At 66.5% G+C, this 24,413-nt stretch carries 27 protein-coding genes; 14 read left to right on the top strand and 13 right to left on the bottom strand.

The window, feature by feature from the left end:
• Positions 1-14: 14 nt before the first annotated feature.
• On the bottom strand, positions 15-1,655 hold the full coding sequence (locus B9C43_RS46110; protein ID WP_084433665.1) for a serine/threonine protein kinase: 1,641 nt from the start codon (positions 1,653-1,655) through the stop codon (positions 15-17).
• A gap of 41 nt (positions 1,656-1,696) precedes the next feature.
• Here B9C43_RS46110 and B9C43_RS46105 point away from each other — a divergent pair, with 41 nt between their 5' ends.
• Positions 1,697-2,263 (top strand): RNA polymerase sigma factor, encoded by a 567-nt coding sequence (locus B9C43_RS46105; protein WP_033388389.1) that lies wholly within the window; start codon positions 1,697-1,699, stop codon positions 2,261-2,263.
• Positions 2,264-2,341: 78 nt separating this feature from the next.
• Positions 2,342-2,665, top strand: coding sequence for a helix-turn-helix domain-containing protein (locus B9C43_RS46100; RefSeq protein ID WP_084433664.1), 324 nt, complete (start codon positions 2,342-2,344; stop codon positions 2,663-2,665).
• Positions 2,666-2,668: 3 nt separating this feature from the next.
• Here the strand turns inward: B9C43_RS46100 and B9C43_RS46095 are convergent, their stop codons facing one another.
• From B9C43_RS46095 to B9C43_RS46080, 4 genes are all read right to left on the bottom strand, one after another.
• Positions 2,669-3,259, bottom strand: coding sequence for a ClpP family protease (locus B9C43_RS46095; RefSeq protein ID WP_033388391.1), 591 nt, complete (start codon positions 3,257-3,259; stop codon positions 2,669-2,671).
• Complete coding sequence (locus tag B9C43_RS46090) at positions 3,256-3,864, bottom strand: ClpP family protease (protein ID WP_033388392.1); 609 nt, start codon at positions 3,862-3,864, stop codon at positions 3,256-3,258. Before B9C43_RS46090 ends, B9C43_RS46095 begins: the two co-directional genes overlap by 4 nt.
• 64 nt (positions 3,865-3,928) lie before the next feature.
• A complete protein-coding gene (locus B9C43_RS46085) occupies positions 3,929-4,717 on the bottom strand; it encodes a hypothetical protein (protein WP_143447072.1) in 789 nt (262 codons plus the stop codon).
• Entirely contained in the window at positions 4,714-5,925 is a 1,212-nt protein-coding gene (locus B9C43_RS46080; RefSeq protein ID WP_160097182.1) for an SMI1/KNR4 family protein, read from the bottom strand. Before B9C43_RS46080 ends, B9C43_RS46085 begins: the two co-directional genes overlap by 4 nt.
• A 65-nt stretch (positions 5,926-5,990) precedes the next feature.
• Between B9C43_RS46080 and B9C43_RS46075 the strand changes: the two genes are divergently transcribed.
• Together B9C43_RS46075 and B9C43_RS46070 are read left to right on the top strand one after the other, a co-directional pair.
• Complete coding sequence (locus B9C43_RS46075; RefSeq protein WP_084433661.1) at positions 5,991-7,211, top strand: cytochrome P450; 1,221 nt, start codon at positions 5,991-5,993, stop codon at positions 7,209-7,211.
• An 80-nt stretch (positions 7,212-7,291) separates the two neighbouring features.
• Positions 7,292-7,507, top strand: a complete 216-nt coding sequence (locus B9C43_RS46070; RefSeq protein ID WP_033388400.1) for a CsbD family protein — start codon at positions 7,292-7,294, stop codon at positions 7,505-7,507.
• A gap of 45 nt (positions 7,508-7,552) precedes the next feature.
• Here B9C43_RS46070 and B9C43_RS46065 read toward each other — a convergent pair whose 3' ends face one another.
• The 3 genes from B9C43_RS46065 to B9C43_RS46055 all read right to left on the bottom strand — a co-directional run bounded on the left by B9C43_RS46065 (position 7,553) and on the right by B9C43_RS46055 (position 9,751).
• Positions 7,553-8,644 (bottom strand): magnesium and cobalt transport protein CorA, encoded by a 1,092-nt coding sequence (locus B9C43_RS46065; protein ID WP_084433660.1) that lies wholly within the window; start codon positions 8,642-8,644, stop codon positions 7,553-7,555.
• Complete coding sequence (locus B9C43_RS46060) at positions 8,644-9,441, bottom strand: SDR family NAD(P)-dependent oxidoreductase (RefSeq protein ID WP_084433659.1); 798 nt, start codon at positions 9,439-9,441, stop codon at positions 8,644-8,646. Before B9C43_RS46060 ends, B9C43_RS46065 begins: the two co-directional genes overlap by 1 nt.
• Before the next feature lie 115 nt (positions 9,442-9,556).
• Positions 9,557-9,751, bottom strand: coding sequence for a DUF2795 domain-containing protein (locus tag B9C43_RS46055; protein WP_084433848.1), 195 nt, complete (start codon positions 9,749-9,751; stop codon positions 9,557-9,559).
• Positions 9,752-9,843: 92 nt separating this feature from the next.
• Here B9C43_RS46055 and B9C43_RS46050 point away from each other — a divergent pair, with 92 nt between their 5' ends.
• On the top strand, positions 9,844-10,692 hold the full coding sequence (locus B9C43_RS46050; RefSeq protein WP_143447071.1) for a glycosyltransferase family 2 protein: 849 nt from the start codon (positions 9,844-9,846) through the stop codon (positions 10,690-10,692).
• Between the two features lie 61 nt (positions 10,693-10,753).
• Positions 10,754-11,380 (top strand): dienelactone hydrolase family protein, encoded by a 627-nt coding sequence (locus tag B9C43_RS46045; protein WP_033388403.1) that lies wholly within the window; start codon positions 10,754-10,756, stop codon positions 11,378-11,380.
• Here B9C43_RS46045 and B9C43_RS46040 read toward each other — a convergent pair.
• On the bottom strand, positions 11,377-12,624 hold the full coding sequence (locus B9C43_RS46040) for an Nramp family divalent metal transporter (protein WP_235039231.1): 1,248 nt from the start codon (positions 12,622-12,624) through the stop codon (positions 11,377-11,379). The genes B9C43_RS46045 and B9C43_RS46040 overlap by 4 nt on opposite strands.
• A 368-nt stretch (positions 12,625-12,992) precedes the next feature.
• The gene (locus B9C43_RS46035; protein WP_033388405.1) at positions 12,993-13,856 is read right to left on the bottom strand and encodes a manganese catalase; all 864 of its coding nucleotides are present in this window, start codon (positions 13,854-13,856) and stop codon (positions 12,993-12,995) included.
• Between the two features lie 193 nt (positions 13,857-14,049).
• Between B9C43_RS46035 and B9C43_RS46030 the strand changes: the two genes are divergently transcribed.
• The 5 genes from B9C43_RS46030 (at position 14,050) to B9C43_RS46015 (ending at position 17,721) form a co-directional block, all read left to right on the top strand.
• Complete coding sequence (locus tag B9C43_RS46030; protein WP_033388406.1) at positions 14,050-14,760, top strand: AfsR/SARP family transcriptional regulator; 711 nt, start codon at positions 14,050-14,052, stop codon at positions 14,758-14,760.
• A 35-nt stretch (positions 14,761-14,795) separates the two neighbouring features.
• Entirely contained in the window at positions 14,796-15,239 is a 444-nt protein-coding gene (locus B9C43_RS46025; RefSeq protein WP_033388407.1) for a DUF2243 domain-containing protein, read from the top strand.
• A complete protein-coding gene (locus B9C43_RS46020) occupies positions 15,236-16,429 on the top strand; it encodes a PP2C family protein-serine/threonine phosphatase (RefSeq protein ID WP_084433656.1) in 1,194 nt (397 codons plus the stop codon). The genes B9C43_RS46025 and B9C43_RS46020 overlap by 4 nt, the downstream gene beginning before the upstream one ends.
• 58 nt (positions 16,430-16,487) lie before the next feature.
• Complete coding sequence (locus B9C43_RS57925; RefSeq protein ID WP_200826008.1) at positions 16,488-16,631, top strand: hypothetical protein; 144 nt, start codon at positions 16,488-16,490, stop codon at positions 16,629-16,631.
• 208 nt (positions 16,632-16,839) lie between these two features.
• Positions 16,840-17,721, top strand: a complete 882-nt coding sequence (locus B9C43_RS46015) for an AraC family transcriptional regulator (protein WP_033388408.1) — start codon at positions 16,840-16,842, stop codon at positions 17,719-17,721.
• Here B9C43_RS46015 and B9C43_RS46010 read toward each other — a convergent pair.
• Together B9C43_RS46010 and B9C43_RS46005 are read right to left on the bottom strand one after the other, a co-directional pair.
• On the bottom strand, positions 17,704-18,045 hold the full coding sequence (locus B9C43_RS46010) for a hypothetical protein (RefSeq protein ID WP_033388409.1): 342 nt from the start codon (positions 18,043-18,045) through the stop codon (positions 17,704-17,706). The genes B9C43_RS46015 and B9C43_RS46010 overlap by 18 nt on opposite strands.
• A gap of 29 nt (positions 18,046-18,074) precedes the next feature.
• A complete protein-coding gene (locus B9C43_RS46005) occupies positions 18,075-18,500 on the bottom strand; it encodes a hypothetical protein (RefSeq protein ID WP_200826007.1) in 426 nt (141 codons plus the stop codon).
• Between the two features lie 115 nt (positions 18,501-18,615).
• On the opposite strand from B9C43_RS46005, the gene B9C43_RS57920 reads away from it, so the two are divergent.
• Positions 18,616-18,768 carry a hypothetical protein gene (locus B9C43_RS57920; protein WP_033388410.1) on the top strand — a complete coding sequence of 51 codons (153 nt, stop codon included), beginning with the start codon at positions 18,616-18,618 and terminating at the stop codon, positions 18,766-18,768.
• Between the two features lie 6 nt (positions 18,769-18,774).
• Positions 18,775-20,010, top strand: coding sequence for a cation:proton antiporter (locus tag B9C43_RS46000; RefSeq protein ID WP_084433655.1), 1,236 nt, complete (start codon positions 18,775-18,777; stop codon positions 20,008-20,010).
• A gap of 68 nt (positions 20,011-20,078) precedes the next feature.
• Here the strand turns inward: B9C43_RS46000 and B9C43_RS45995 are convergent, their stop codons facing one another.
• Complete coding sequence (locus tag B9C43_RS45995) at positions 20,079-23,135, bottom strand: RICIN domain-containing protein (RefSeq protein WP_160097180.1); 3,057 nt, start codon at positions 23,133-23,135, stop codon at positions 20,079-20,081.
• 174 nt (positions 23,136-23,309) lie between these two features.
• Between B9C43_RS45995 and B9C43_RS45990 the strand changes: the two genes are divergently transcribed.
• Positions 23,310-24,380 carry a hypothetical protein gene (locus tag B9C43_RS45990; RefSeq protein ID WP_235039230.1) on the top strand — a complete coding sequence of 357 codons (1,071 nt, stop codon included), beginning with the start codon at positions 23,310-23,312 and terminating at the stop codon, positions 24,378-24,380.
• Positions 24,381-24,413 lie beyond the last annotated feature (33 nt).

Genomic DNA, 24,413 nt, shown 5'->3' with positions numbered 1-24,413 from the left:
ACGGATCGATAACGTCAGGCGGGGGTCGGGAGCCACTCCTGGTTGGTGCCCTCGGCACAGCCGTAGCCGAACGGTGCGGCGCCGTTGAAGTACTCGGCGCGCGGCACGTCCACGCACATCCCGAGCTTGCTCTTCAGCTGCCGCGTGTCAGTCCAGTTCCACAACTGTTTGGCACTTGAGGGTGCGCAATCGGCGACCCGCAACCGATCACCCACGCCACCGCCGTCGATCGACAGACAGCGCTTCATGTGGGTGTTGTAGATCATGTACGCGTCGCCGACCTGCCAGAACTGCCAGCGCTGGCTGTAGGCGTACGTGTCGTTGGCGGGTTTTCGCTCCCACATGACCACTTCGTGGTTGTGGGTGTAGAAGTCGAGTGCGTAGGCGGTGTTTCCCCGTGAGAAGAGGAAACAGTCGACTTTGTCGCCACCGCCGCATTTGGTGAGCGTGCCGGGCAGAGGCTTGTCGGGCCCGGCAGGAGGTGGTGTCACAGCGGGCGGCGCCTGCGGCCCAGACGACTTCTGCTTGACGGATTGCGCGGACGGCGGAGGCGCAGGCGTGCTGGCGGACGAGGGAACCGTCGAAACCACCTGCTGCATAACGGTTTGCGTGGCCGTTGGCGCGACGGTGCCGTCCTGTGCGGTCCGCGTGGTCGGCCGATCTGACCACACAGTGGTGAACAGCAGCGCTGCCGTCAGCGCGATCACGCCGGCTGCGGCGGCCGCCGCGATGCCGAGTTTCTTGCGGGACTTGGCAGGCGGCGGTGCCTCGGGCGCGATCACCGCAACGGGCGGCAGAACGTGCTGGTCGGTCAGCACCTCGCCGGTCACGGCCGCGGGCGGGATGTCGGTGATGGCCGACTCGAGTTCGTGGTCGGCGTGCTCACTCAGCCGCTCCAGCTCGGCCGCGAATTCCCCGGCGGTCTGCCAGCGTTGGTCCGGGTCCTGGTGCATCGCCCGCAGTACGGCCTCGTCCGTGCCGGCCGGTAGTCCTGGCCGGAACGTGGACGGCGGGTCCGAGCTGGGCGGCTGTCCGGTGAGGGCGAAATACACCGTCGCGCCGATCCCGAAGACGTCCGCGCGAGCGTCCAGCCCGCTGCTGCTGCCGGACTGCTCCGGTGCCATGTAGCCAGGCGTGCCGACCGCCATGGTGAACCGCGAGCCGCGGTCGATGTCCCTGGCCAGGCCGAGATCGGCGATCAGCAGCCGGGCCGAGCCGTCGCTGGCGGAGCGGAAAAGCACATTGGACGGCTTGACATCGCGGTGAATCACGCCGGCGTCATGCAGATCCTGAATCGCGTGCGCGATTTCCGCGCCGTACCGCAACGCTTGACCGACGGAAATGCGGCGGTCCCGTAGTTCGTCGGCGAGGCTGCCGCGATCGGCATAAGTCATCACGAAATACGGGCGCCCGTCCGGCAATTCGTCGATGTCGTACACATCGACCACGCGCTGCGACTCGGTCCGCCGTAGAACACGGGCTTCCTTGATGAACCGCTCGCGCAAGTCCAGCCGTTGCGACCAGTTGTCGGCGAGGACCTTGATCGCCACATGATCGTCGAGACGATCGTCGTGTGCCAGCCACACCACGGCGAATCCACCGGCGCCGAGGAACCGCTTGATCGCATACCGGCCAATGAATTCGGGTGCGGGCATGGCACCATGATGGCGTATCCGCGAACGAGGTGTGGAGGCGCATGGTGATAGCCCCGGCCGATGAGCAGGCCGACCTCGAAGAGCTGGCAAAACGTTGTGCCGCAGGCGACTGCGGCGCGCTGGATGTGTTGCTGCGGCGAATTCGCCCGGAAGTTCTGCGCCGATGCGGTGCGGCGCTGTCCTACCGATCGGACGCCGAAGAAGCATGCCAGGACGTGTTGCTGCAGGTGGCCAGGAATATCGGCGATTTCGAGGGCAGATCGAAGTTTCGGACCTGGTTGTACGTGATCATCGGCAACGCGACGAGGCAGACTTATCGTTCACTGAAACAGCGCGCCGCCGAGCGCGCGGTGGAAATATTGCCGACGCAACGACCTGATCCGCGGACCACGAGTGTGATCGCGGGCGCGAGAATCGATCTTCTCGAGGCGATCGACCGGCTCGAGCAACGCGCACCCGATCTCGTCGCGCCCTTTGTCCTTCGTGACTTGTCCGATCTGGAATACGCCGAGATCTGCCGTCAGCTGAATCTGCCGTTGTCCACCGTGAAGTTCCGCATCCATGAAGCACGCAAGTTCGTCCAGCGGTATCTGTCCGCCGATTCATGAGTCCGCAATGGACCCGGGTGATTCCGCCAGCAGCGTAATCGCTGCCCCGAGGCGCCGGGCCGGTGCCAGGATGGCGATATGGCGGACATTCTTGCTTTCCACCAGAAGCGCCCCGATCGCCAGCCGGAGCCGCTCTGGCGTGAGCTGCTGGGGCGGAGCCTGCGAACGGCAAGGGAGGAGCAGGGCGGCCGGCTGGTCGACATCGCCGAGCGGGCCGGTATCTCGCCGCAGTACCTGTCGGAGATCGAACGCGGCCGCAAGGAGCCGTCCAGCGAGATGATCGCCGCGGTCACCGGTGCGTTGGGGGTCGAGCTGGCCGACCTGCTCATCGGCATCGCGGGCACTGTCCGGCGGCGCGAGGGCGCGCGCCGTCCAGCGGGACCCGTGCTCATGGCCGCCTGACACTCACAGCCGGTGGTTCAGGACGTGGTCCGCGAGCCCGTATTCGACGGCACCCGCCGCGTCGAACACCCGGTCCCGGTCGGTGTCGTGCCGCAGATCCGCCACATCACGCCCGGTGTGTGCTGACAGGATCTCCTCCAGTTGGGTACGCACCCGCACGACCTCGTCGGCCTGCAGGATGAGGTCCGGGATGGCGCCACGGCCCTGCGCCGCGGGCTGGTGCAGCACCACACGGGTGTGAGGCAACACGTAGCGATGCCCAGCCTCTCCCGCAGCCAGCAATATGGCACCTGCGGCGACCGCTTGGCCGACGCACGTCGTCGCCACCGGCGCCTTGACGAAGCGCATGGTGTCGTACAGCGCGAGCATCGCGGACGGGTCGCCGCCCTCGGAATTGATGTACAGGTTGATCTCCCGTTCCGAGTTGTCCGCGTCCAGGAACAGCAGCTGGGCGATCAACGTGTTCGCCACGCCGGAGTCGATCGCGGTGCCGAGGTAGACGATCCGCTCCGACAGCAGGTGCGAGTAGATGTCCATGATCCGCTCGCCGTTCACACTGCGCGTGATGACGTTGGGAATGGTGTACGTGCTCATGCGCGGAGCCCCATTTCGTGCGTGCGGACGGGCATGACCTGGTCGAGCCCCTCGACGATGTGGTCGATGAAGCCGTACTCGCGGGCTTGGCCGGTGGTGAACCAGCGGTCGTGCAGCGAGTCGGTGAAGACCCGTTCGATCGGCTGGCCGGTGTCCTGCGCGATCAGCCCGAGCACCGTGTCCCGTGTGTGCCGCAGATCGTCCGCCTGCACCTCGACTTCGACCGCGGATCCGCTGATCCCCGCCGATCCCTGGTGCATCAGGATGCGGGCGTGCGGCAGGGCGAAGCGTTTGCCCGCAGTGCCCGCGGACAGCAGGAACTGCCCCGCGCTGCACGCCAGCCCCAGCGCGAGCGTGGCGACGTCGCACGGCACGAGCCGCATCACGTCGCGGATGGCCAGCATCGCGGGGACGGAGCCGCCCGGCGAGTGGATCCACAACGCGATGTCCTTCTTGGGATCCTCGCTCGCCAGCGACAACAGCTGGGTGGCGAGCACTGTGCCGTTGTCGTCGTCGAGCGGGCCGTCGAGGACCAGCACCCGCTGGCTGAAGAACCGTTCGCGGAGCCGATGGTCGAACAGCGGCGGCTTTTCGTAGTTCGTCATGCCGACGACGATGCCGCCGCCCCAGTGCCGTTCGCAGGTTTCTCTGCTGTCAGCAGATCCGCCCTCAGTGGACCAGCGGCTTCGAGCGTGGCTGGTTGAAGATGTGCAGCAGGCAGCCGGAATCGTTGGTGTGCAACCGCAAGCGGTAGTCGCCGTGTCCCGCGGGCAGCGGCGGCAGGGGCAGTTTGCGGCCAGCCACTTCCCGCAGTTCGACGTGACCGGTGTGGAAGTGGCAGCTCACTTCCGCGATCCGGTCGTACGAGCGGTCGGGCCGTGGGTCGGCGGGAGAGATGATGACGGTCAACGGGAGTTCGCCTTCGGCAGTCCAGAACACCGCCGCCCCGGCAACGGCCTCGATCAGCTCCGCGGACTCGGCGTGCGGCGGGACGGGCAGGATCGCGTTGAGCGGTCCGTTCCGGTCGAGCAGGAAGAACTGCCCTGCCTTGATTCGCAGCACGAAGTCAAGGCGTTCGGTCGTCGCGGTGGTCCGCCGGTCTGGCGCGAAGTCCGTCGGAACGCCTTCGGGAAAGCCTTGCGTGGCGAGGAACTCAGCGAACTCGGCGTCGGTCACCTGCTCAGTGCGTTCGGCGATACCGGGGATGTCTCCTGGCTCGGGCGGCTCATGCATGCGGGTAACGGCCAGATAAGGGCCACTTGATTCCTGCCAGCGACTGACCATGATCGTTCCGCACGCCCGGCAGGGGACCCGGTTGACGTTGATGGTCCGGCCGGCCGAGTCGATCTCAGTCTCAGTCGGCTTCAGGACGTCATCGGGGAAGTCATGATCGTAGCCGCAGGCTCGCACGATCATGTCCGCCGCCACGTCGTCCCGGCTTGGGACGGGCCGCATCATCGTTCGCCTCTGGGGATCGACAACAACTCGTGACCCCGTTCGCGGGTCAGTGCCTGCGCCAGGTCTGGGTTGGTGAGCAGGATGATCGGGGCGAGGTGGTCGACGGTCCGGGGCCGCCAGTGCGCCATCGCCGCACGCACGGCATGCCACAGTGCGTCCGGATCAGCGGCGTGTTCCTGCAGGGCCTGCCTGATCAGTGTGTCGAATTCGGGGTTTCCGAAGCTGGTGCCGGAATTTCTCAGCCGGGCCTGGCCTTCGGCGATGGCGAGCTGGATGTCCGGCTGCTCACCGATCAGCGCCGACTGCAGGATCGAATTGCGGTAGCCCGGCGTCTTGGCGTGCTGGTTGAGCAACCACGGCATGAGCTCTTCGGTGAACAGCGGGTCGGTCAGCCAGCCGTCGGGCATGAAACCCGGGTGCAGCAACCGACTCAGCAACATCCCGGCCTGATAGTCGTTGCCCAGCAGGAGTTCGAGCTGGACACGCAGGACCGTGGCGCGAATCCGGCCGAACTCCTCGGCCTTCTCCAGTACCGCCGACGCGCCGTCGGCATCACCGGCGAGGGCGTCGAGTCGTGCCTGTTCGACCTTGACGTCCCACGAATCGCGAGTTTCCCCTGCAGGCTTGCGCATCTGGTGGAACTCGGCGTACAGGTCCTCCATCAGCGCGGTGAACGACGGGAACCTCGTCGGCGGTGCGGCTCGCCATGAGAACAGGCTATACGCCGCCCATTCCCCGTTCTCGTCGACATCACCGGGGTCGAGGAACAGGATCCCGGCATCGGCCTGCAGCGAGATCAGCAGACCCCGGCTGAACTTGTTGTCACTTGGCGAGTCTTCGTCGGCTGACTCATCCCCGAGATCCTCGTCGAAATCGTCGTCGAGGTCGTCGTCGGCGTCCTCCCACGACTCTTCCCAGAACGGTTCGATGTCACGCAACCACCCGAGGTTCGAGGTGTCCCGCATCCGCCAGACGAACATCCCGGCGTTGCGCCACCCGTCCGTCGTCAGCAGGAATTCCCGGTACGACGGCGGCAAGGTGTATCCAAGCCGCGCCTCGGCCGCGGCGACCGCCTCCTCGCTCGCCGGTGCGAACCCGAGCCATCGATCCCGCTGCACCTCCGGGTCCAGCTCAGCGGGTTCGGCGCTGCGTACCCACTCGTCGCTCCACCGGGCTAACCACTCTCGCCAATTCGCGCGCCCATTCACGGCGGCCATTATGGCGAAGACACCAAACGACGTTTGGCGTCGAACGTGCCGGGCACAGATGTGGTATGCGACTACAGAGCGGCTTCGCGGACCAGTCACTGCAGGTCATGGTCGAGGGATATGGCTGGATGCCGAACCTTCGCAGGCGCACCGCTCGTGACGTGGTGCGAACCCGTGTGATGGGGCAGCGCGCGGTGGGGTTGTGCGGGCCGCAAGCCGCGCAGTTCTTCTACGACGAGAAACACGTCCAGCGGCACGGCGCCATTCCCAGCCCGGTGCTGAGCACGCTCTTCGGGCATGGCGCGGTGCACACGCTCGACGGTGACGCGCATCGGTCTCGTAAGAGCTTTTTCCTGTCTGTGGTGACGCCGGAGTCGATCGCGTCGTTGGTCCAGTGCGTCGCCGCGGCTTGGGAGGACACGGTCATCGGGTGGCCGCCTGGGCGTGAGGTTGTCCTGTTCGACGAGGCGAGCCGCGCGTTGACTGCCGGTGTACGCCGTTGGGCCGGTCTCCCGGTGGAGACCCATGAGGTCAAAGACCTGGCGGCGGATCTGGTCGCGATGGTCGACGGGTTTGCGACCGCCGGCCCTCGGCATTGGCGTGCACGGTGGGCCCGCAACCGTCGTGAAGCCTGGCTCGCGTCGCTGATCCTGGACGTTCGCGACGGCAAGGCCGATGCACCAGCGGGATCCGCGCTCGACATCGTGGCACGCAGCCGGGAGCTGGACCTCAGGACGGCCGCTGTGGAGCTGCTCAACGTCATCCGGCCGACTGTCGCGGTCTGCTGGTTCGTCGCCTACGCCGGGCATGCGCTGCACATGTGCCCGCAGTATCGGCAACCACTTCAGGCCGACGGCGAGTTCGCGGTCGCGTTCGCCCATGAGCTGCGGCGGTTCTATCCGTTCGCGCCGTTCATCGGCGGTCGTGCCGTGCAGGACCTGACGTACGAAGGCGAAGACATCCCGGCCGGGTCGCTCGTGCTGCTCGACCTCTACGGGCAGAACCATGACAGTCGCCTGTGGACTGACCCGTACCGGTTCGACCCACGGCGGTTCCTGGACCACGAGATCGGCGAATGGGAACTGGTGCCGCAGGGCGCTGGCGATCCGCACACCGGGCACCGGTGCCCAGGCGAGCCGTTCACCGTCGCGATCCTCGCCGAACTCTGCACCCGCCTCGCGCACCTGGACTACGAGGTGCCCGACCAGGACATGACGATCTCGCTGAGCCGGATCCCGGCCCGGCCGCGCAGCGGTTTCGTGCTCGTCCCCACATCCCGGCACTGAGCACCGGGCACCGGGGTTTGATCGGCCGCCTGGGGGAATCCGATACGTGGCATTGCCGGACCAACAAGGAGGCCGATGCGATGAGCACCTTCGACAAGGCCAAGGACAAGGCCGAGCAACTCGGTGGCAAGGCCAAGGAGGGAATGGGCGAGGCCACCGACAACGAGGAACTGGAAGCGGAAGGCAAACGCGACCAGGTCACCGGTGAGGCCAAGGAAGCGGGCCACGACCTGCGGGACAAGGCCGCAGCGAAGATCCACGACGCCAAAGAGGCGTTGAAGGACGACGACCGGTGAGTGCTGAGGGCCGCCGGCAACCGCGGCGGCCCTCGCGCCGCCTAGTCAGGGCGCACGGCCCCATCCGAGCGAGATCTGCAGGACGATCAGCAGGAGCCACGTCACCAGCAGCGGAACGACCCAGATGACGGTCCGTCCGGACCCCAGCCAGCGGTTGCGCTTGAGGGCCCGGTAGACCAGCAGGCACACGCCCAGGATCACGGCGAGCACGATCGGATAGCCGTAGGTCCAGCGCAGCTCCGGCATGAAATCGAAGTTCATGCCGTACACGCCGACTGCCATCGTCGGCACCGCGATGATCGCCGCCCACGAGGTGATCTTGCGCATGTCGTTGTTCTGCTGCAGCGAGATCTTCGCCAGCGTCGCGTCCAGCAGGGTGTTCAGCAGTTCGTCCGCCCTGGACACCCGGTCGGCGACCATCGTGAGGTGGTCGTCGACGTCCCGGAAGTACGAGCGCACCTCCGGTGGCACCGTGGGCAGCTCGGTTTCGACCAGCCTGCGCAACGGGATCGCCAGCGGCGCGATCGCGCGTCGCAGCTCAAGCACTTCCCGCTTCAGCAGGTACATCTGCTCGGCACCGATCGGGCCGCCGGGCGCGAACACCACGGACTCGGTCTCCTCGATGTCCCGCTCGAACGAGTCGCTGACAGCCAGGTAGTTGTCGACGACCCGGTCGGCGATGGCGTGCAGCACCGCCGCGGGGCCGACCCGCAGTTGCTCCGGTCGCTCTTCCAGGTCACGCCGCACGTCACGCAGGTCCGAGTGGTCGCCGTGGCGCACCGTGACGATGAAGTCCTGGCCGAGGAAGGCCATGATCTCGCCCGTCTCGACGATCTCGTTCGCCGTGGTCGGTGATTCGTGCGCCATGTAATGCAAGGTCTTGAGCACCATGAACAGCATGCCGTCGTAGTGTTCGAGCTTCGGCCGTTGGTGTGCGTGCACCGCGTCCTCGACCGCCAGCTCGTGCAATCCGTACGTTTCGGCGACGCCCTGGATCTGCGCGGCGTCCGGTTCGTGCAGTCCTATCCAGACAAATCCCGAATCGTGCTTGTGCACTTCGGCCATCGCTTCGGCGTGCGACCACCGCCCGGGAAGCCGTTTGCCGTCCACGTACACGGCACAGTCCACAACAGACATCACGCTGAGCCAGGTTCGGCCATCTTCCTGTGCTGCGCGGCCAACGTGCTGTCGGGCAGCACGTTTCCGGCGACGGTCTGTGCCTTGTTCTTGGCCGAACCGGCCACCACGTGGTCCTTGCCTGCCATCAGTGCATTGTAGCCTTCCTCCGCGACCTCGGCCGCGCTGTCCTTCTTGGACTGGCCGAGCTTGGTGTCCTGCATCTGCGCCCGGTCGAAGAACTCCGTGTCGGTCGGACCGGGCATCAACGTCGTCACTGTGACACCAGTGTCGCGCAGTTCCTCGCGCACGGCCTGCCCAAAGGACTTGATGAACGCCTTCGACGCGTTGTACACGGACATGAAAGGCCCGGGCATGGTCGCGGCGATCGACGAGGTGAACAGCATCCGCCCGGCGCCGGCCTCGACCATCGGGGGCAGGAGCAGGTAGGCCAGGTGCACCGCGGAACGGACGTTGAGGTCGACGACACGCAAATGGTCTTCAAGGGCCGTCTCGCCGACAAACGCCCCATTGACGCCCACACCGGCATTGACAGCCGCGGCGGCGACCGGCCGCGCAGCCTCTGCGACGCGTACGAAGAACTCTTCCACGCCTTCGGGGCGTGCGAGGTCGGTGTGCACGGCGTCAACCTGCGCGCCCAGTTCCCGCAGACTCGCCGCCGCGGCGTCCAGTTCGTCGTCCTCGGCCACGATCACGAGGTCGAAGCCGTTGCGCGCGAACTGCTTGGCCAGTTCGAGCCCGATACCGCTGGACGCGCCGGTCACCACGGCAAGCGGTTTCTTCGTTGTCGATGTCATGCCTGGTGACTACCCGGATGTCGGCCGGCGAACCGTGCCGCCACCGCCGTGACCACAGTGGATTGTTGTGATGTCCGGCGGCGCTGACGCACGCCGCCGCCGGATCAGTTCCGCCTCAGCTCCGCGAGAACTCCTGGCTCACGGCGTTCGGGCCGTTGTACTCCCGGTCAGGTATTTTGCGCAGGTTGTCGAGCACGTCGCTGTCCGCGCCCTGCTGTTCGGCGTGCCTCACCAGGTCGTCCCGGCTCGCCGGGTAGTCGATCCCGCTGAGGTACTTCTGCATCTGGATGGGGTTGGGGTTGTCCGCCATGTTCACACCTCCTCTCCTCCGCAGCGAGGCCTACCCTTCCGCGCCGAGGAAAAACGCGTTTTCCGCCATCCTGGTTGGGTAGGCATGGTCACGTGGCTGATACAACGGTGGTGATCGCCACCCGCAACCGCGTGGACGAGCTGACTCGGACCATCACGCACCTGCAGCCGCTGCGCGTCCCGGTGATCGTTGTGGACAACGGTTCCTCCGACGACACAGTGCGTCGAATGCGGAAGGACTTCCCGTGGGTGCGCACGGTGTCGTTGGGGCGCAATGTTGGTGCGTCAGCGCGTAACCACGGTGTCCGCTTGGCACGCACGCGGTATGTGGCGTTCAGCGACGACGACTCCTGGTGGGCGCCGGACGCGTTGAGCACAGCCGAGGAACTGTTCGAACGGCATCCCCGGCTCGGTGTCATCGCAGCCAGGGTCGTGGTGCATCCAACTGGAACGGACGACCCGACGTGCGACGAGATGGCTTCTTCGGCACTGGGCCAGGCAGGCGATTTGCCCGGCCCGTCCGTACTGGGTTTCGTCTGCTGCGGCTCGGTTGTCCGACGCGAAGCGTTCCTGCAGGTAGGCGGCTTCAACCCGGTGCTGTTCTTCCCTGGGGAGGAGCGGTTGTTCTGCTGGGACATGGCGGCAGCCGGGTGGGAATGCTGTTACGTGGCCGACGCGGTGGCACATCACTGGCCTTCGGCGGTCCGCAGCCCGAGCACGGAACGCCGGCGAGCCGAGATGCGCAACGACCTGCTCACCACGTGGCTACGGCGTCGGCTTCGTGCTGCCTCCGCGCACGCCTGGTCGTTGGCCAAGCGAGGATTGCGTGATCCGGACGCGCGGGCCGCCTTGGGCGCTGCGGTGCTGCGTTTGCCCGCAGTCGTCAAGCAGCGCCGCAAGCTGCCCCCGTCGGTGGAACGTCAGGTGGAACTTCTTGGCTGAGGTCAGCGCCTAACGCCGGGTGGAAGGGGTAACCCCTCGACACCACGGAAGGGGTGACGCGATGACTATGCAGGTGAGTGTGGGGTGGGACAACGTCGAACTGCCGGGCGACCTGGTGATTCCCGCTGACGCCCGTGGGCTCGTCGTCTTCGCCCACGGATCGGGCAGTTCCCGGCACAGCCCACGCAACCAGGCCGTGGCCAGGGAGTTGCAGGACGCCAGGTTCGCCACCCTGTTGCTGGACTTGCTCACCGAGCAGGAGGAATTACGGGAGTTCCGGTTCGACATCCCGCTGCTGGCCGACCGGCTGGTGTCCGCGGTCGAGCTGGCCCGGATCCAGGTGCCTGGCCTGCCAGTCGGCCTGTTCGGCGCCAGCACCGGCGGAGCCGCGGCTTTGGTCGCGGCCGCACGCCGGGCCGCGTCGGTGCGGGCCGTGGTCTGCCGTGGTGGACGACCTGATCTCGCCGGTGACGACGCGCTGGGTCGCGTGCGGGCGCCGACTTTGCTGATCGTCGGCAGCCTCGACCAGGCCGTACTTGACCTCAACAAGCAGGCGACGCAGCGGATGACGGCCTTGACGCGGGTCGACGTCGTGGAAGGCGCGAGCCATTTGTTCGAAGAACCGGGGATGCTGCCCGAGGTGGCACGCCGGGCCGTCGAGTGGTTCGACAAGCACCTCGTGAGCTAGAGGAAGGTTCGTACCAGCAGGAACAGGTTCAGCGCCGAGACGACCACCGCCGCGGTCACGCCGAACGCCGTGACGAGACGCTTGTTCGCGTGCCTGCCCATCACGTCCCTGCGGCGGCCGAGCAGGACGAGCGGCACAAGAGCGAACGGGATGCCGAAGGACAACACGACCTGGCTGATCACCAAGGCCTGCGTGGGATCGGCACCCAGTGCGAGGATGGCCAGGGCGGGCGCCATGGTGGCGAGCCTGCGCAGACTCAGCGGGATACGGCGGCGCAGGAACCCTTCCATCACCACTTGCCCGGAGTACGTGCCGACACTGGACGCCGCCAACCCGGAAGCCAACAGGGCCAACGCGAACGCCAACGCCGCCCCGGGACCGAGCAGGTCGCCCAAGCCGCCGTGCATCTGCTCGAGAGACTCCGGCGGGGCAGAGGTCCCCGTGTGAAACGCGCCCGCCGCCACGACCAGCATGCTGACGTTGACCACACCAGCGATGGTGAGAGCGACGGCGATGTCGGCCTTGCTCGTTCGCAATGCACTGTCGCGATTGGACCCGTGATGCTGCTGGGTCAGCGCGGAGTGCAGGTAGATCACATGCGGCATCACGGTCGCACCCAGCATCCCGGTGGCCAGCAGCACGCTGTCAGTCCCGGCGAACCCAGGCACCAGCCCACCGACCGCCCCGGTCAACGGACCGAGTTGCAAGGTCTGATAAAGGAACCCGCCGAGCACGACGGCGAGCAGGCCGATGATCACCGCCTCAAACCGCCTACGCCGCAACGGTTGCAGCATGAGAATGCCCGCCGACACGATCGCGGTGATGACCGCCGCGGGCAACAGCGGTATGCCGAACAAGAGGTTGAGCGCCACTGCGGCGCCCACGAATTCGGCGAGATCGGTGGCCATCGCGACCAGTTCGGCCTGCACCCACAGCATCCCGGTGACCGGCCGGGAGTAGTGCTCACGGCACAGCTGCGGCAGGTTCCGGCCGGTGACGACGCCGAGTTTGGCGGACTGGTACTGGATGAACATGGCCAGCAGGCTCGCGCTGACGATGACCCACAGGAGCAGATAGCCGTGGGTCGCCCCACCGGACATGTTGGTGGCGAAGTTCCCGGGATCGACGTAGGCGACCGCGACGACGAACGCCGGACCCATCACCGTGGCCGCTGTCCGCAGCCTTGCGGTGACAGGGGTTCGTACTGAAGTGGCGACCATGCAGGCGTTCTCCTCGAGTGGCACCTTGGGTGGGCTCGTTGATCGCCTCTGAAGTGGCGATCGTGCAAGTGTTCTTCTCGGGTAGCGGAGGCAGGGCTCGCGGCAAAGTCTGAGCAGGGCGCGGCGCCTGGCGCTGTGCGGAAAGCCCATGCTGGCGGGCATCTCGGGTGAGCTTGTTGATCGCTTGGGGAGTGGCGATCATGCGACTGTTTCTCGAGCGGCGGGGTAGGGCTCGGCCAAGCCTGAGCAGGGCCCGCGGCGCCCGCCGTTTGCTGGAGGCTCTGCTGGTGGAGCACCTTGGGTGAGTTTGTGAAGTGGCGTCATTTCTCGATAGGCCGGGGCAGGGCTCGCGGCAGCGTCTGCCTTTGCCGTGAGCCCTGCCAGTGGGCACCTCAGGTGAGCTTCTTGATCGCTTTCTCGATCAGGCCGAGGTTTTCCGGGCTGGTCGCGTACAGCAGCGGGTCCGGTTTCGGAGCCGACGCCTTGTCACCCAACGGTTCCGGGTCCATCTTGTAGGAGAACTCGCGCATCCCGTCCGGTGCGGGCCCGCTGGCCCACCTGCCTTCGGGGCCCGCCGTGCCGTCGGAGTTGTGCCAGATCGTGCTCGCGTGTTCTTGGTACTCCTCGTCGAACAACGCACTCGGGGTCACGGGGCCCTCCAGGCCGTCCTCCTGGAGTTCTTCGATCGCCGCGAGCCACATGTTCTGGTGTGCGGTGTCTCTGGCGAGGTTGAACTTGAGCATGGCGCGCACGCCTGGGTCGTCGCTCATGTGATAGAGCCGCGCGGTCTGCAGCCTGCCTTGTGCCTCGGCGGCCACGTTCGCCCGGAAGTCGGCCATCAGATTGCCGCTGGCCACGATGTACCGGCCGTTCCACGGTACGCCGTTGCTGTCGGACAGCGTTGGCCCGCCGCCGCTGACGATCGCTTGTTGCGGGTCCATTCCGCCGATGATCGCGGCCAGTACCGGGTCTTTGTCCACCATCGCCGCCGTCGTCTGCGCCGGAGCGCCCTCCAGCAGCCGGGCGACCATGGTGGAGAGCATTTCCACGTGGCCGATCTCCTCGGTGGCCACGTCCATGATCAGGTCTTTGTACTTGCCTTCGATCCGGCAGTTCCACCCCTGGAACAGGTACTGCATGGTCACGGTCATCTCGCCCCACGCACCGCCGATGAGCTCCTGGAGCTTGCGGGCGTAGTGGGCGTCCGGGCGCTCGGGCTTCGCCTCGAACTGCAGCCTGCTGGTGTGCAGGAACATCTTGCCTCCCTTGGACTTTCGCAGAGCGCCGACGTTAGGAACACCGTGTGACCGCGACGCCTCACCGGTGCCACCAGCGCGTCACCGCCGCTGGTCAGGCGTCGAAAAAATTTGGCTGCTTCCCCGTGTTACAGCACGTTTCATGGGCATCCGACGGGTCTGGACGCCAACCCGAGCCGATGGACGAACGCCGATGACACACACCTCGCCACAGCCACGGATCCGCTTGCTCGGCGGCTTTCGTCTCGACTGTGACAGCCGCCCGGTGCACGTTGTGCCCGGTGTACGCAGGCTTCTGGCGCTGCTCGCGCTTCAGCAGACATCGATCGAACGCGCCGCCGCGGCCGCCACGCTGTGGCCGGACACGACAGCCCGGCGTGCTGCGGCGTGCTTGCGGTCGACCTTGTGGCGCCTGGTCAAATCATCCGAACCGCTGGTCGTGTCCAGTGAAGACGCGCTCGCTCTAGACGCGCGCGTGGAGGTCGACTTCCGCCGGGCGCGTGAACTGGCGGCCGTGGTCACGGCACCTGGCTGCCACCCGGACGAAACCGCGGTCACGTTGCTGCAAGCGGATTTGCTGCCAGGCTGGGACCACGATTGGGTGCACGCGGAACAGGACTGGTGGCGCCAGGCGCGGTTACGTGCCCTCGAGGCTCTCAGCCATCGGTTCCGGTCATCCGGCGACCGGCATCGGGCGTATCTGGCGGCCATGTCGGTCGTACGAACGGATCCGCTACGGGAAAGCGCGCACCGGACCCTGGTCGAGCTGCACATCGCCGACGGCAACCCGGCCGCTGCGGTGCGCCAGTACGCGAGCTATCGCACGCGTCTGCGCGACGAACTCGGCCTCAGCCCGTCACCGCAGATCCATGACTTGGTCAAGTCCCTGCTGGCCGGTGCCTAGTTGTTTCCTGCACACAGTGCCGGGTAGCCGGAGACATGCGATCCGCCTTCCCATTCGCCTGTCTGCTGCTCGGTCTGGGCGTCGGCGGTTTCATCGACGGGATCGTGCTGCACCAGCTGCTGGAGTGGCATCACATGCTCTCCGGCTGGTACCCGGCGGACATGCAGGCGAACATGGTCGCGGACGGCCTGTTCCACCTGCTGTGCCTGATCTTCGTGATGACGGGCATCGCGCTGCTGGTGCACGCCGCGCCGCAGGCCCCGGCCGACCGTGGCCGTCGTGCGTTCGGCTGGATGCTCGCCGGGTGGGGCTGGTTCAACCTTGTCGAAGGCACCGTGGACCACTTGGTGCTCGGTGTGCACCATGTCCGTGCTGGAGCGGGGCAACTCGCGTACGACTTGGCTTTCCTGGCCGTCGGAGCCGGGTTCGTCGCCATCGGCACCCTGCTTGGCCGCCACCGGGCGAAGGCGCCGGGATGACGGCCGACGGCGGTGGTTTCCGGATGCTGGCCGGCCTGCTCGAAGCAAGCCATCTGGCGCCCATGGAAACGCTGCCCGGATTGGTCGGAAAGCATTGCGCGGAAGCGGGATTCTCCGACGTGACCATCCTTGTTCCCGACCTGCGCCAGGAAAACCTGATCGCGCTGGGCCGGGATGAGGTGTCATCTGTGGACGCGGGCCTCGCCGGCCGGTCATACCGGCACGTCGAACTGATCACGTCCGATCGCGCGGCCGCGGGCTACCACTTCTGGGTCCCCTTGCTGGACGGGACCGAGCGAGTGGGCGTGCTCGGTGTGGCGTCACCGGTGCACGATGTGACCACAGTGGAGCGACTGCGTGCGCTGGCGTCGCTGATCGCCTTGATTGTGGTCAGCAAGAAGCCGCACAGCGACTCATTCGCCAGGCTTGTGCGGACCCGATCCATGTCGATGTCCGCGGAAATGGTGTGGCCGCTGATCCCGCCGCTGTCGTTCGCCACCGATGACCTCGTGATCAGCGGCCTGCTCGAACCCGCCTACGCGATCGGCGGTGACGCGTTGGACTACGCGGTTTCGGGCGACACGGTGCACCTGTCGATCTTCGACGCCATGGGACACGATCAGACGGCCGGCTTGACCGTCGCGCTCGCTGTCGGCACGTGCCGCAATTCCCGGCGGGAGAACGCAAGCCTGCCGCAGCTGAGCATCGCCATCGACGAGGCGATCGGCGCGCAGTTCGGCAAGCGCCAGTTCGCCACCGGCATCCTGGCCGAGCTCGACCACCGGACCGGGCGGCTCAGCTGGGTCAACCGCGGCCACCCGCCGCCGCTGCTGATCCGGCAGGGCCGGTGGCTGAAAGAGCTGTCCGGCAACACAAGCCCGCCCATGGGCTTCCGGTTCCCGGTCCAGCCCGTGCGCCGCGAGCAGCAGTTGGAACCGGGGGACCGGCTGCTGTTCTACACAGACGGGATCGTCGAGGCCCGTGACCACTCCGGGAAACAGTTCGGTTTGCACCGCTTCGCCGATTTCGTGGTCCGCCGCGAGGCCGACGGGCTGTCCGCGCCGGAGACCCTGCGCAGGCTCATGCACGAGATCCTGGCGTACCAGCGCGGCCGGTTGCAGGACGACGCGACCGTGCTGCTGGTGGAATGGCGCAGCCGCCGGGAGCGCCGGATGGTCGTGATGAGCTGAGGATTGTCCCGTGCACACCGTGGGTATTCACCAGAGGCCACAGTGGAGGTGTTGTGTGATGACAGGGCCAGACGAAGAACCACATGTCGACGACTTCGAAGACCCGGAAGAGTTCGCCGAAGCCGTGGGTGTCGACCCGACAGCCGAGCAGATCGACGAGTACCTCGCCGAGACGGAGAAGAATCGCGGTGACGACAGCTGACAGCGGGCTTGGACATGACCGCAGGACACCTGCGAACCCGCACCCCTGAAGGATTCCCCACAGACCATTGGCCTGGGTGACATGGAACTGGCCCAGGGCAAGGAGCTTCCGCCGTTGCTGGGCGACCACGCATTCCACAGTGAACTGGGCAACGAAGTCTGCCCGAGGTCGCCTTGTCCGCCGACGCCAGGCGATGTTTTAGTAAAACATGCGTACCGTCCTGGACGAGATCCGCGAGCTCATCGAGGTGCACGCCCGCCCGGACCTGGGCACTCCGATCCCCGGGCTGACACTGGCCAAAGTGGACTCGGTGGTGCCGGAGCACGCACTGACCGAGCCGTTGCTGGTGGTACTGGCCCAGGGCGGCAAACGCATCCTGCTGGGCGGCAACGTCCTGGAATACCGCGCCGGGCAGTGTCTGGTGGTCACCGCCAACCTGCCCATCACCGGTCACTTCGTCGATGTCAGCAGGCACGCGCCCGCGATGGGCTTGGGCCTGGTGCTGCGGCCGGAAGCCATCGCGCCGCTGCTGCTGAAGCTGCCCGCAGGACGCCTGGCCGGCAGCTCAGCCGATCTGCCCGCGATCGCGACCAGTGACGCGGGCACCGACCTGCTTGACGCCCTGGTCCGGCTGCTGAGGCTGCTCGACCGCCCGGTGGACGCGCCCGTGCTGGGCCCGCTGATCGAGCAGGAAATCCTGTGGCACCTGCTGACCGGGCCGCACGGCGAGATGGTCCGCCAGGCCGGGTTGGCCGACAGTGCCCTGTCCCAGGTCAACCGGGTGATCCAGTGGATCAGGGAGAACTACGCCGAGCCCATCCGCATCCCGGACCTCGCGCGACTGGCCGGGATGAGCGAGTCCGCGCTGCACAGGCATTTCCGCGCCGTCACCACGCTGAGCCCGTTGCAGTACCAGAAACGCATCCGGCTGCAGGAGGCGCGCTCGTTGCTGGTCGCCCGCGCCGGAGATGTCTCAGGCGTGGCGCACTTGGTCGGTTATGAGAGCACGTCGCAGTTCAGCCGCGAATACCGCCGCCAGTTCGGCGCCTCACCCAGCCAGGACGCCACCCGGCTACGTGCCGAGCCGTAGGGAGTCCCAATCGGGGTGTGCGTCGTACACGGAAGCAACCAGCCGCAGCACGTCCGGGTCACGCATGACCCTGGCCTCCGCGCGGAGGAACGCGACCTTGTCGGGAAACGGGACAGGGACGCGTTCCTCCGGCGTCTCCACCGGATCGGCCGCCACCAACAGGCCCTCGCCCTGGGTGGCGTACATGATCCGGATCCGGCCGTGCCGTTCGGCTTCGTCGAGGTACGGCAGCTCACCGGCGTTGAACCGGCGCTCGTCGTCGTCGAGCCGGGCGAGCACGAACGCACTGAGCTGATCCAGGTCGGGGTCATCCAAGTCGGCCATGCTCACGGGATATCCATTCCGCACCTCGCTCAAGCCTGGGGTGGCCTCGGCGCGGGCAAGGCGAAGCGACGGACCAGGTAGTTGAGTGCGGCGCCGATCAGCAGCCACACGAGCGCCGCGGCGCCGTAGTTGAACAGCACCGCCGCCTTGTCGGAGTCCGGCGCGAACAACCCGTCGAAGCCGAGCGACACCGCACCGGAGAAGCCGTCGATGAACGACGCGAAACCGTTGTCCGGGTTCGCTTCGGCGAGTACCAAAATGATCTGGAAGGCGAGCACGACCGCGAACAGCCCGCAGACGAACGTGATGGCCGCCCGGACCATCCGGACGGTGCGCACCCGCTGCGCTCTTCTGGCGTCCTCCGCTGCGGCCGGTGTCGCCTGACCACCTTCCTGGCCTGCGCTCTGGCCAGGTAACGGTCTGGTCCGCTGCGGATCAGGTTCCGGATATGTCATCACTCGATGGTCGCACCGCGTGGCCGCTTCCGCTTGACAGCCGACCCTGGTTGACGGCGTGACCTGCGGGGTATCCGGTCGGCGGAGTGATCATCGAGCGCCGGAGGGCCGTACCGTGGGCTTCATCGTCTTGCTGCTGGTGATCTGGCTGGCCTTGTCCGTACTCGGGTTCGCGATCAAGGGCCTGATCTGGCTGGCGATCATCGGCATCGTGCTGTTCCTGGCCACGGGCGCGTGGGGGTACTTGCGCCGAGGGGCACGTCGATAGGGCTGCATGGCTGCACTGGTCTATGCCGCCGCGGGCGCGGCAATGCTGGCAGCGGCGTTGCTGCCGAGGCTGCTGGGCAAGGCACCGGTCTCGATGCCGATGGTGTTCCTCGCGGTCGGGGCGGTGGCGTTCGCGCTGATCGACAGCCTGCCCGATCCGGACCCGATCAAACACGCCAGCGCCACGCAGCACCTGACCGAGCTGTGCGTGATCATCTCGCTGATGGGCGCCGGGCTGGCCCTCAACCGGCCGGTCGGCTGGCGGAGATGGGCCACGACCTGGCGATTGCTCGCGATCACGATGCCGCTGTCGATGCTCGCCGTCGGGCTGCTCGGCTGGGCGGTGCTCGGGCTGGGGGCCGCGGCCGCGGCCCTGCTCGGTGCCGCGCTCGCGCCCACCGACCCGGTGCTGGCCACCGAGGTCCAGGTCGCCGAGCCCGCCGACGACAAGGACCAGGACGACGACGAGACCAGGTTCGCGTTGACCTCCGAGGCCGGGCTGAACGACGGCCTGGCGTTTCCCTTCACCTACCTGGCGATCGCGCTGACCACGACGGCGCCGGGCTGGGTGCTGGAGTGGGTCGCCGTCGACGTGGCGTGGCGGCTGGGTGTCGGTGTGGTGTTCGGACTGGCGATCGGCTGGCTGCTCGGCAAGATGTTCTTCAGCGTCCGTTCCGAGAAGATCCGGCTGGCCGAACACGCTGAGGGGTTTGTCGCGCTGGCAGCGGTGTTCCTGACCTACGGCCTGACTGAACTGGTTGAGGGATATGGGTTCGTGGCGGTGTTCGTCTGCGCGTGCACTGTGCGTGCGGCCGAACGATCACACGGCTATCACCGGATTCTGCACCAGTACATCGAGCAGACCGAACGGATGCTCACCGTCCTGATCATCTTCCTGCTCGGTGGTTCGGTGGCGACCGGGTTGCTCGCGGGCGTGCGATGGCAGGAAGTTCTTGTTGCCGCGGCTGTTTTGCTCGTGGTACGGCCGTTGGCGGGGCTGGTCGGGTTGATCGGGGCTCGTACCGGTCCGAGAGAACGGATGGTGGTCGCGTTTTTCGGCGTCCGCGGGGTGGGTTCGCTGTTCTACCTGACGTACGCCGTGTCGTCCGGGCATTTCACTCAACCGGAAGCGTTGTGGCGGATCGTGGCGATGGTGGTGATCGGTTCGATCATCGTGCACGGCATCACCGCGTCGCCGTCGATGCACGTACTGGACAGGATCAGGGCCCGCGACGCCACATGAGTCCGCTATAGACGAAATCTCCGGACACGCCGCCGCGTGTCCGGAGATCTCTTGTCCTGACGAGGTTGTCAGTTCATCGGCACCAGAGTCCAGCGCTGCCATGGGTCACCGCGGTCGGCCCACTGCCTTACCGCCGTCGCGTTCCCATGATCCGGAGGGTTGTAGGCCTCGACCACCTTGGCCGAGTGCACGCTGCGAAGGGCGAGAGTGCCGTTCGCGGCGGTGGTGAACTCCCACTGCTGTGTGCTGCCGAAGTGGCAGTCGTACTGGACGATCGGGTTGAGGTTGTGCAGTTCACCCTGACGCAGGTCCAAGCACTTGCCCGAGTGGCGGTTCTTCAGCCCGTAGACGTTGTTGCCCATGCTGACCACGTCCCAGATCTGCTTGACGCCGGCGACGCAGTCCCAGAGTTCCATGGCCGCGAGGTTGTTCAACGCCTCCTGGCCGATCAGACCGGCGGTCTGGATGCAGCGTCCGGATTGGACTCCCTTGATCTCGACCGCCTTGTGGGTGACCGTCGTGGTCTGGTACGCGTTGGTGGTACCGCCATCGTTGCTGGCGTCGATCCGGCCGTTCTGGAACGTGTTACGGCTTCCCTTGGGCAGAGCGGTCTCGTCGGACGTCGGGTAGCCGAGGAACGACCGCTCCGCACCGAGTTCCCGGTACTTCGTCGCGATGGCACCGTAAACCAGACTTGCGTTGGTAGTGGGGTGCTGGTAGATCGCGGCGCCACCGAGGGAGAAGTTGACGACCTTGCCAACGCCGTCCGCGGTGGGCTGCGCGTCGGAGAGCGGGTAGCCCAGTTTGGCGAGCCCGACGTTGTGGTACTTCCGGTCGATCGAACCGGTGAGCGCGACGGTGCCGTTGCGCGGGGTGATGATGACCGACCCGCCGGAGAACATCTGCCAGCGAGCGCCTTCGGTGCCGAAGGGCGCCTCCGCGCCATAGGCAAGGCCGAGACCCTCCTCGAAGCCCAGCGCGGCGAACTTGCGGTGGATCTCGCCCTTGATCTCCTTGATGCCGGAGCTCGAGTGTTGGATGGTGCCTCCGGTGAACCGGCTGTAGACGACCCCTGGGGAGTACGTGATCTCGTCGGTGACCGGGTAGCCGTACGGGCCGATCTCCCCGCCGGAGGCCGCCCAGGTGTTACCGACGGCACCGTAGACCACGTGCGCACCCGTCTGCGGGCCCCAGATGATGTGGTAGTATCCGCCGCCCGGCCTGCCGATCCGGATCACCTGGCCCTTGCCGTCCTTGGTCGGCACCTGGTCGAACAGTTCACCTTGAATGGCGTTCGGGCCGCCGACGGCAAGGAACTTGTCCAGGACTGGTCCATTGTAGACAACGTGCACCGTGATGCGCCGGTAGTCCGATCCGCCGGTGTTGACCATGTCGGACGTCAGGTAGAGCCGGCCCTTCTCGTATGGTTTGTAGCCGAGGTTGTTCGCGTCCAGGACCGCCTCGCCGGTCGGCTTGCCCAGGCTGGTACGCAGGTTCGCGTCCGAGTTGTAGCGCCGGTCCATCGGCAGCAGCGGCGTCGGAGGTTCGGCGTCCCACTTGGCGGGGATGTTGGTGAAGCTGTCGTGGTCGGCGCCGGTGACGGTGAGGTATTTCTCCATGTTGCCGACAGGGCGTAGGACGATCGCGTCCGCGTTGCCGCGTACGCACCAGGTCGCGTCGATTTTGAACTGGCTGGTGCCGTCGGTCGGGGCGACCTTGCCGTCAACGCCGTAGTTCACCGGAACCCGGGCGTCATCCGGTGCGCCGCGGTAGCGGCCGGTATCCCGGACGAGGTAGTTGTGCGGGCGGCTGACCGACTGGAAGGAGAAGCATTCCGGGTTGCTCAGCCCGGGTTCGATCTTCCACTGCTGCTGCTTCTTCTGCTCTTCGGTGGTGTCTTTGCGCCACGGCACGATCACCGGTGTACCGCCGTGATCGGCCACGTAGGAGTCCACACCGTTGTAGGCGTTGATCCGCAACGTCTGAGTGCGGTGCTGGTACTGCCCAGTGGCCAGGAACTCGGTACGGTCATCCGGGGTACCGGCGAGGGCGGCGTCGGCGGCTTTGACCAATTCGGGGTAGACCAGGCTCTTGTCCGCCCGGGTCCGCAGCTCGACGATCTGACGGGTGCGTTCCTCGTCCACTCTGGCCAGGTGGTTTCTGATGTCGCGCAGGCGTGCGGCGACTGCTCCTTCGTTGATGAAGGCGGTGAACGCGGCCTCGGTGAAGACGCGGACGGCTGCCTCGGCGGATTTGTAGACCTCGCTGCCGTTGGGTGCGGCGTTCCAGACCGCCCAGACGAACTGCTGGTTGGACATCTTGCTCAGCCGCACTGCTTCGGCGGAGTCGACCTGGATGGCGAACCCCGCGACGGACAGCCGGGCGGCTTCTTTGCGCAGCTCCTCCTTCTCCGCCTCGGTCTTGTCGGCTCGCTCCTGGATCAGCCGGTTGGTGTCGTTCCTGTGCTCGGTGTGGATGCCGACCCTGAGGAAGTCCCACTGTGCCTCGGCGTTGCCCTGCAACGCGATCCGGGCGGCTGCCCGGACGGCCATGTTGTTGTGGGTGTGTGCGTTGAGGTCGATGTGGACGATGAAGTCGTACACCGACTTGGCCAGGACGGTCTCGTTGACCGGCAGGGAGATCGCGGTCAGGGCCTTGGCCTTGGTCTCGTATTCCGCGCGTCGGCGTTCGTTGCGCTCGGTGATGAGCCGGTGGTCTTCGGCGTGTGCCGCGTGGATGCCGGTCTTGATGAACCGGCTGCTGGCCTCTTCGCCGTCGATCGCGAGTGCGGCGATGGCCGCCTCTCGCTTCTTTTGGTGCATGGGTTCGAGTGGCCGGTTGCGGTCCAGCTCGTCTGCCTTGTAGTAGATCTTCGCGACGAACCCGCGCTCGGTCTGGCCGAGCCAGTCGGGGTCCAGCGTGACACCCACGAGCGCGGCGGCGTCGGCCCGCTGGATATCGTTCGACGGGTCCTCGGCCGCCGCCGCGGCTTGTGGCGGCGCCGCGAGTGCGACCTCAGGTAAAGCGACGCCGGCAGCCGCGACCATCGCGGTGCCGACGATGAATCTTGTGAAGGCTCCCTGGTGCCGTGCCGTGGGCACGGCGGAACCTCTGAATCTGTTCAAGGACATCCTCCCCTTGGATGAACGCGCGACCCGAAGTGTTCGGATTTAACGCGCGCTAGTCAAAGCGTTTCCGCCTCGGCTGAACCCTGGACAAGGGTTCTTTACGAGTGACTCCGACGTATGCCATAGTCGCCCGAGTTTCGCTGTCTGCGCACAATTCCGGGGGGACTGGGGATGAAATTACGCTTGACGGTCAATGTCCTTCTTGTTGCGGTATTGATCAGTGGCGTTGGGACTAATGTCGCTGCGGCGAACGGGCTAGCCGCGGCGGAAATAGCGAGTGTTTCAGGTATCGAGAGTTCGCCCTATTACCGCATTGTCCGGACGACCGCGCTCATTCACTCGCAGGAGCTCGTCCGGGCATCGGCATGGCGGGCGCTGCGGTCGGCCGATGGTGACGCGGCACTGCTCAGGTACATCCTGACCGGGCTGAACGAGGCCAAGCGGCTGGCCGAGAAGCAGGAGGCGCGGAACAAGGATTTCGCCCACCGGATCGCCAAGGTCTACACAGCGCAGTTCTCGCCGCGAGTGCACGCCGCGGCGCTGGAAGCCATCGAGAAAGGCCCCGTGGTTCAGGAGCACTTCGCCCGCGTCGGTTTCGCTGAGGCGAAGGCGCTGGACGACGCCGCTCGCGAGGCGGATGAGCAGCACAAACAGCAGATCCTCGAAGTGGATCGGGACTTCGTGCGGCTGCTGGCTCAGCTGGATCCCGGCCAGCACGTGCGGCTCGCCGCGCAGCACGCGATGCGCAACGGCGGCACGGAGGCCGACCTGCGGGTGTTCTTCGCGTCCGACTGGATGGCCGCGGCCGCGCTGGACATCGACCTCTACCGGATGCGCACCCTCGAGGCGGGTGTCCAGTTCCACGCGGTGATCCAGCAGCTGGTCCTCGACGCCAAGGATGCCGAGCGTGAGGCGCTGGCGGCCAGCGGCACCGCGGCCGAGATCGCTCGTGCGGTCGCCGCCCGTGCTTGGGCGACGACCAAGGAGAAGGCCGAAGTCGCGCGGCAGGCATGGGAAGACGAAGCGGCGGCGTGCGCCGAGCAGGCGCGGTACTGGCGAACCGTCATCGAGCGGGCCCAATCGGGTTCCGATCCGGTCTGGGCCGCGATCGCGGCAACGGCCGACAAGAATCGTGGCGCCTGGACGGGTGACGGCACAGTGGCCGATGGTGAACGGCTGCACTGGGTCAATGTCGAAAAAGAGGCCGACGAAGGCCATGCCCGAATGACCGCCCCGGCATAACTGTCCTTTTAGTAACTCCTGAAATAACTCATC

Origin of the sequence: Kibdelosporangium aridum (genome assembly GCF_900176515.1) — a bacterium.
Classification (GTDB): Bacteria; Actinomycetota; Actinomycetes; order Mycobacteriales; family Pseudonocardiaceae; genus Kibdelosporangium; species Kibdelosporangium aridum.
This window is presented reverse-complemented; position numbering and strand designations above follow the sequence as displayed.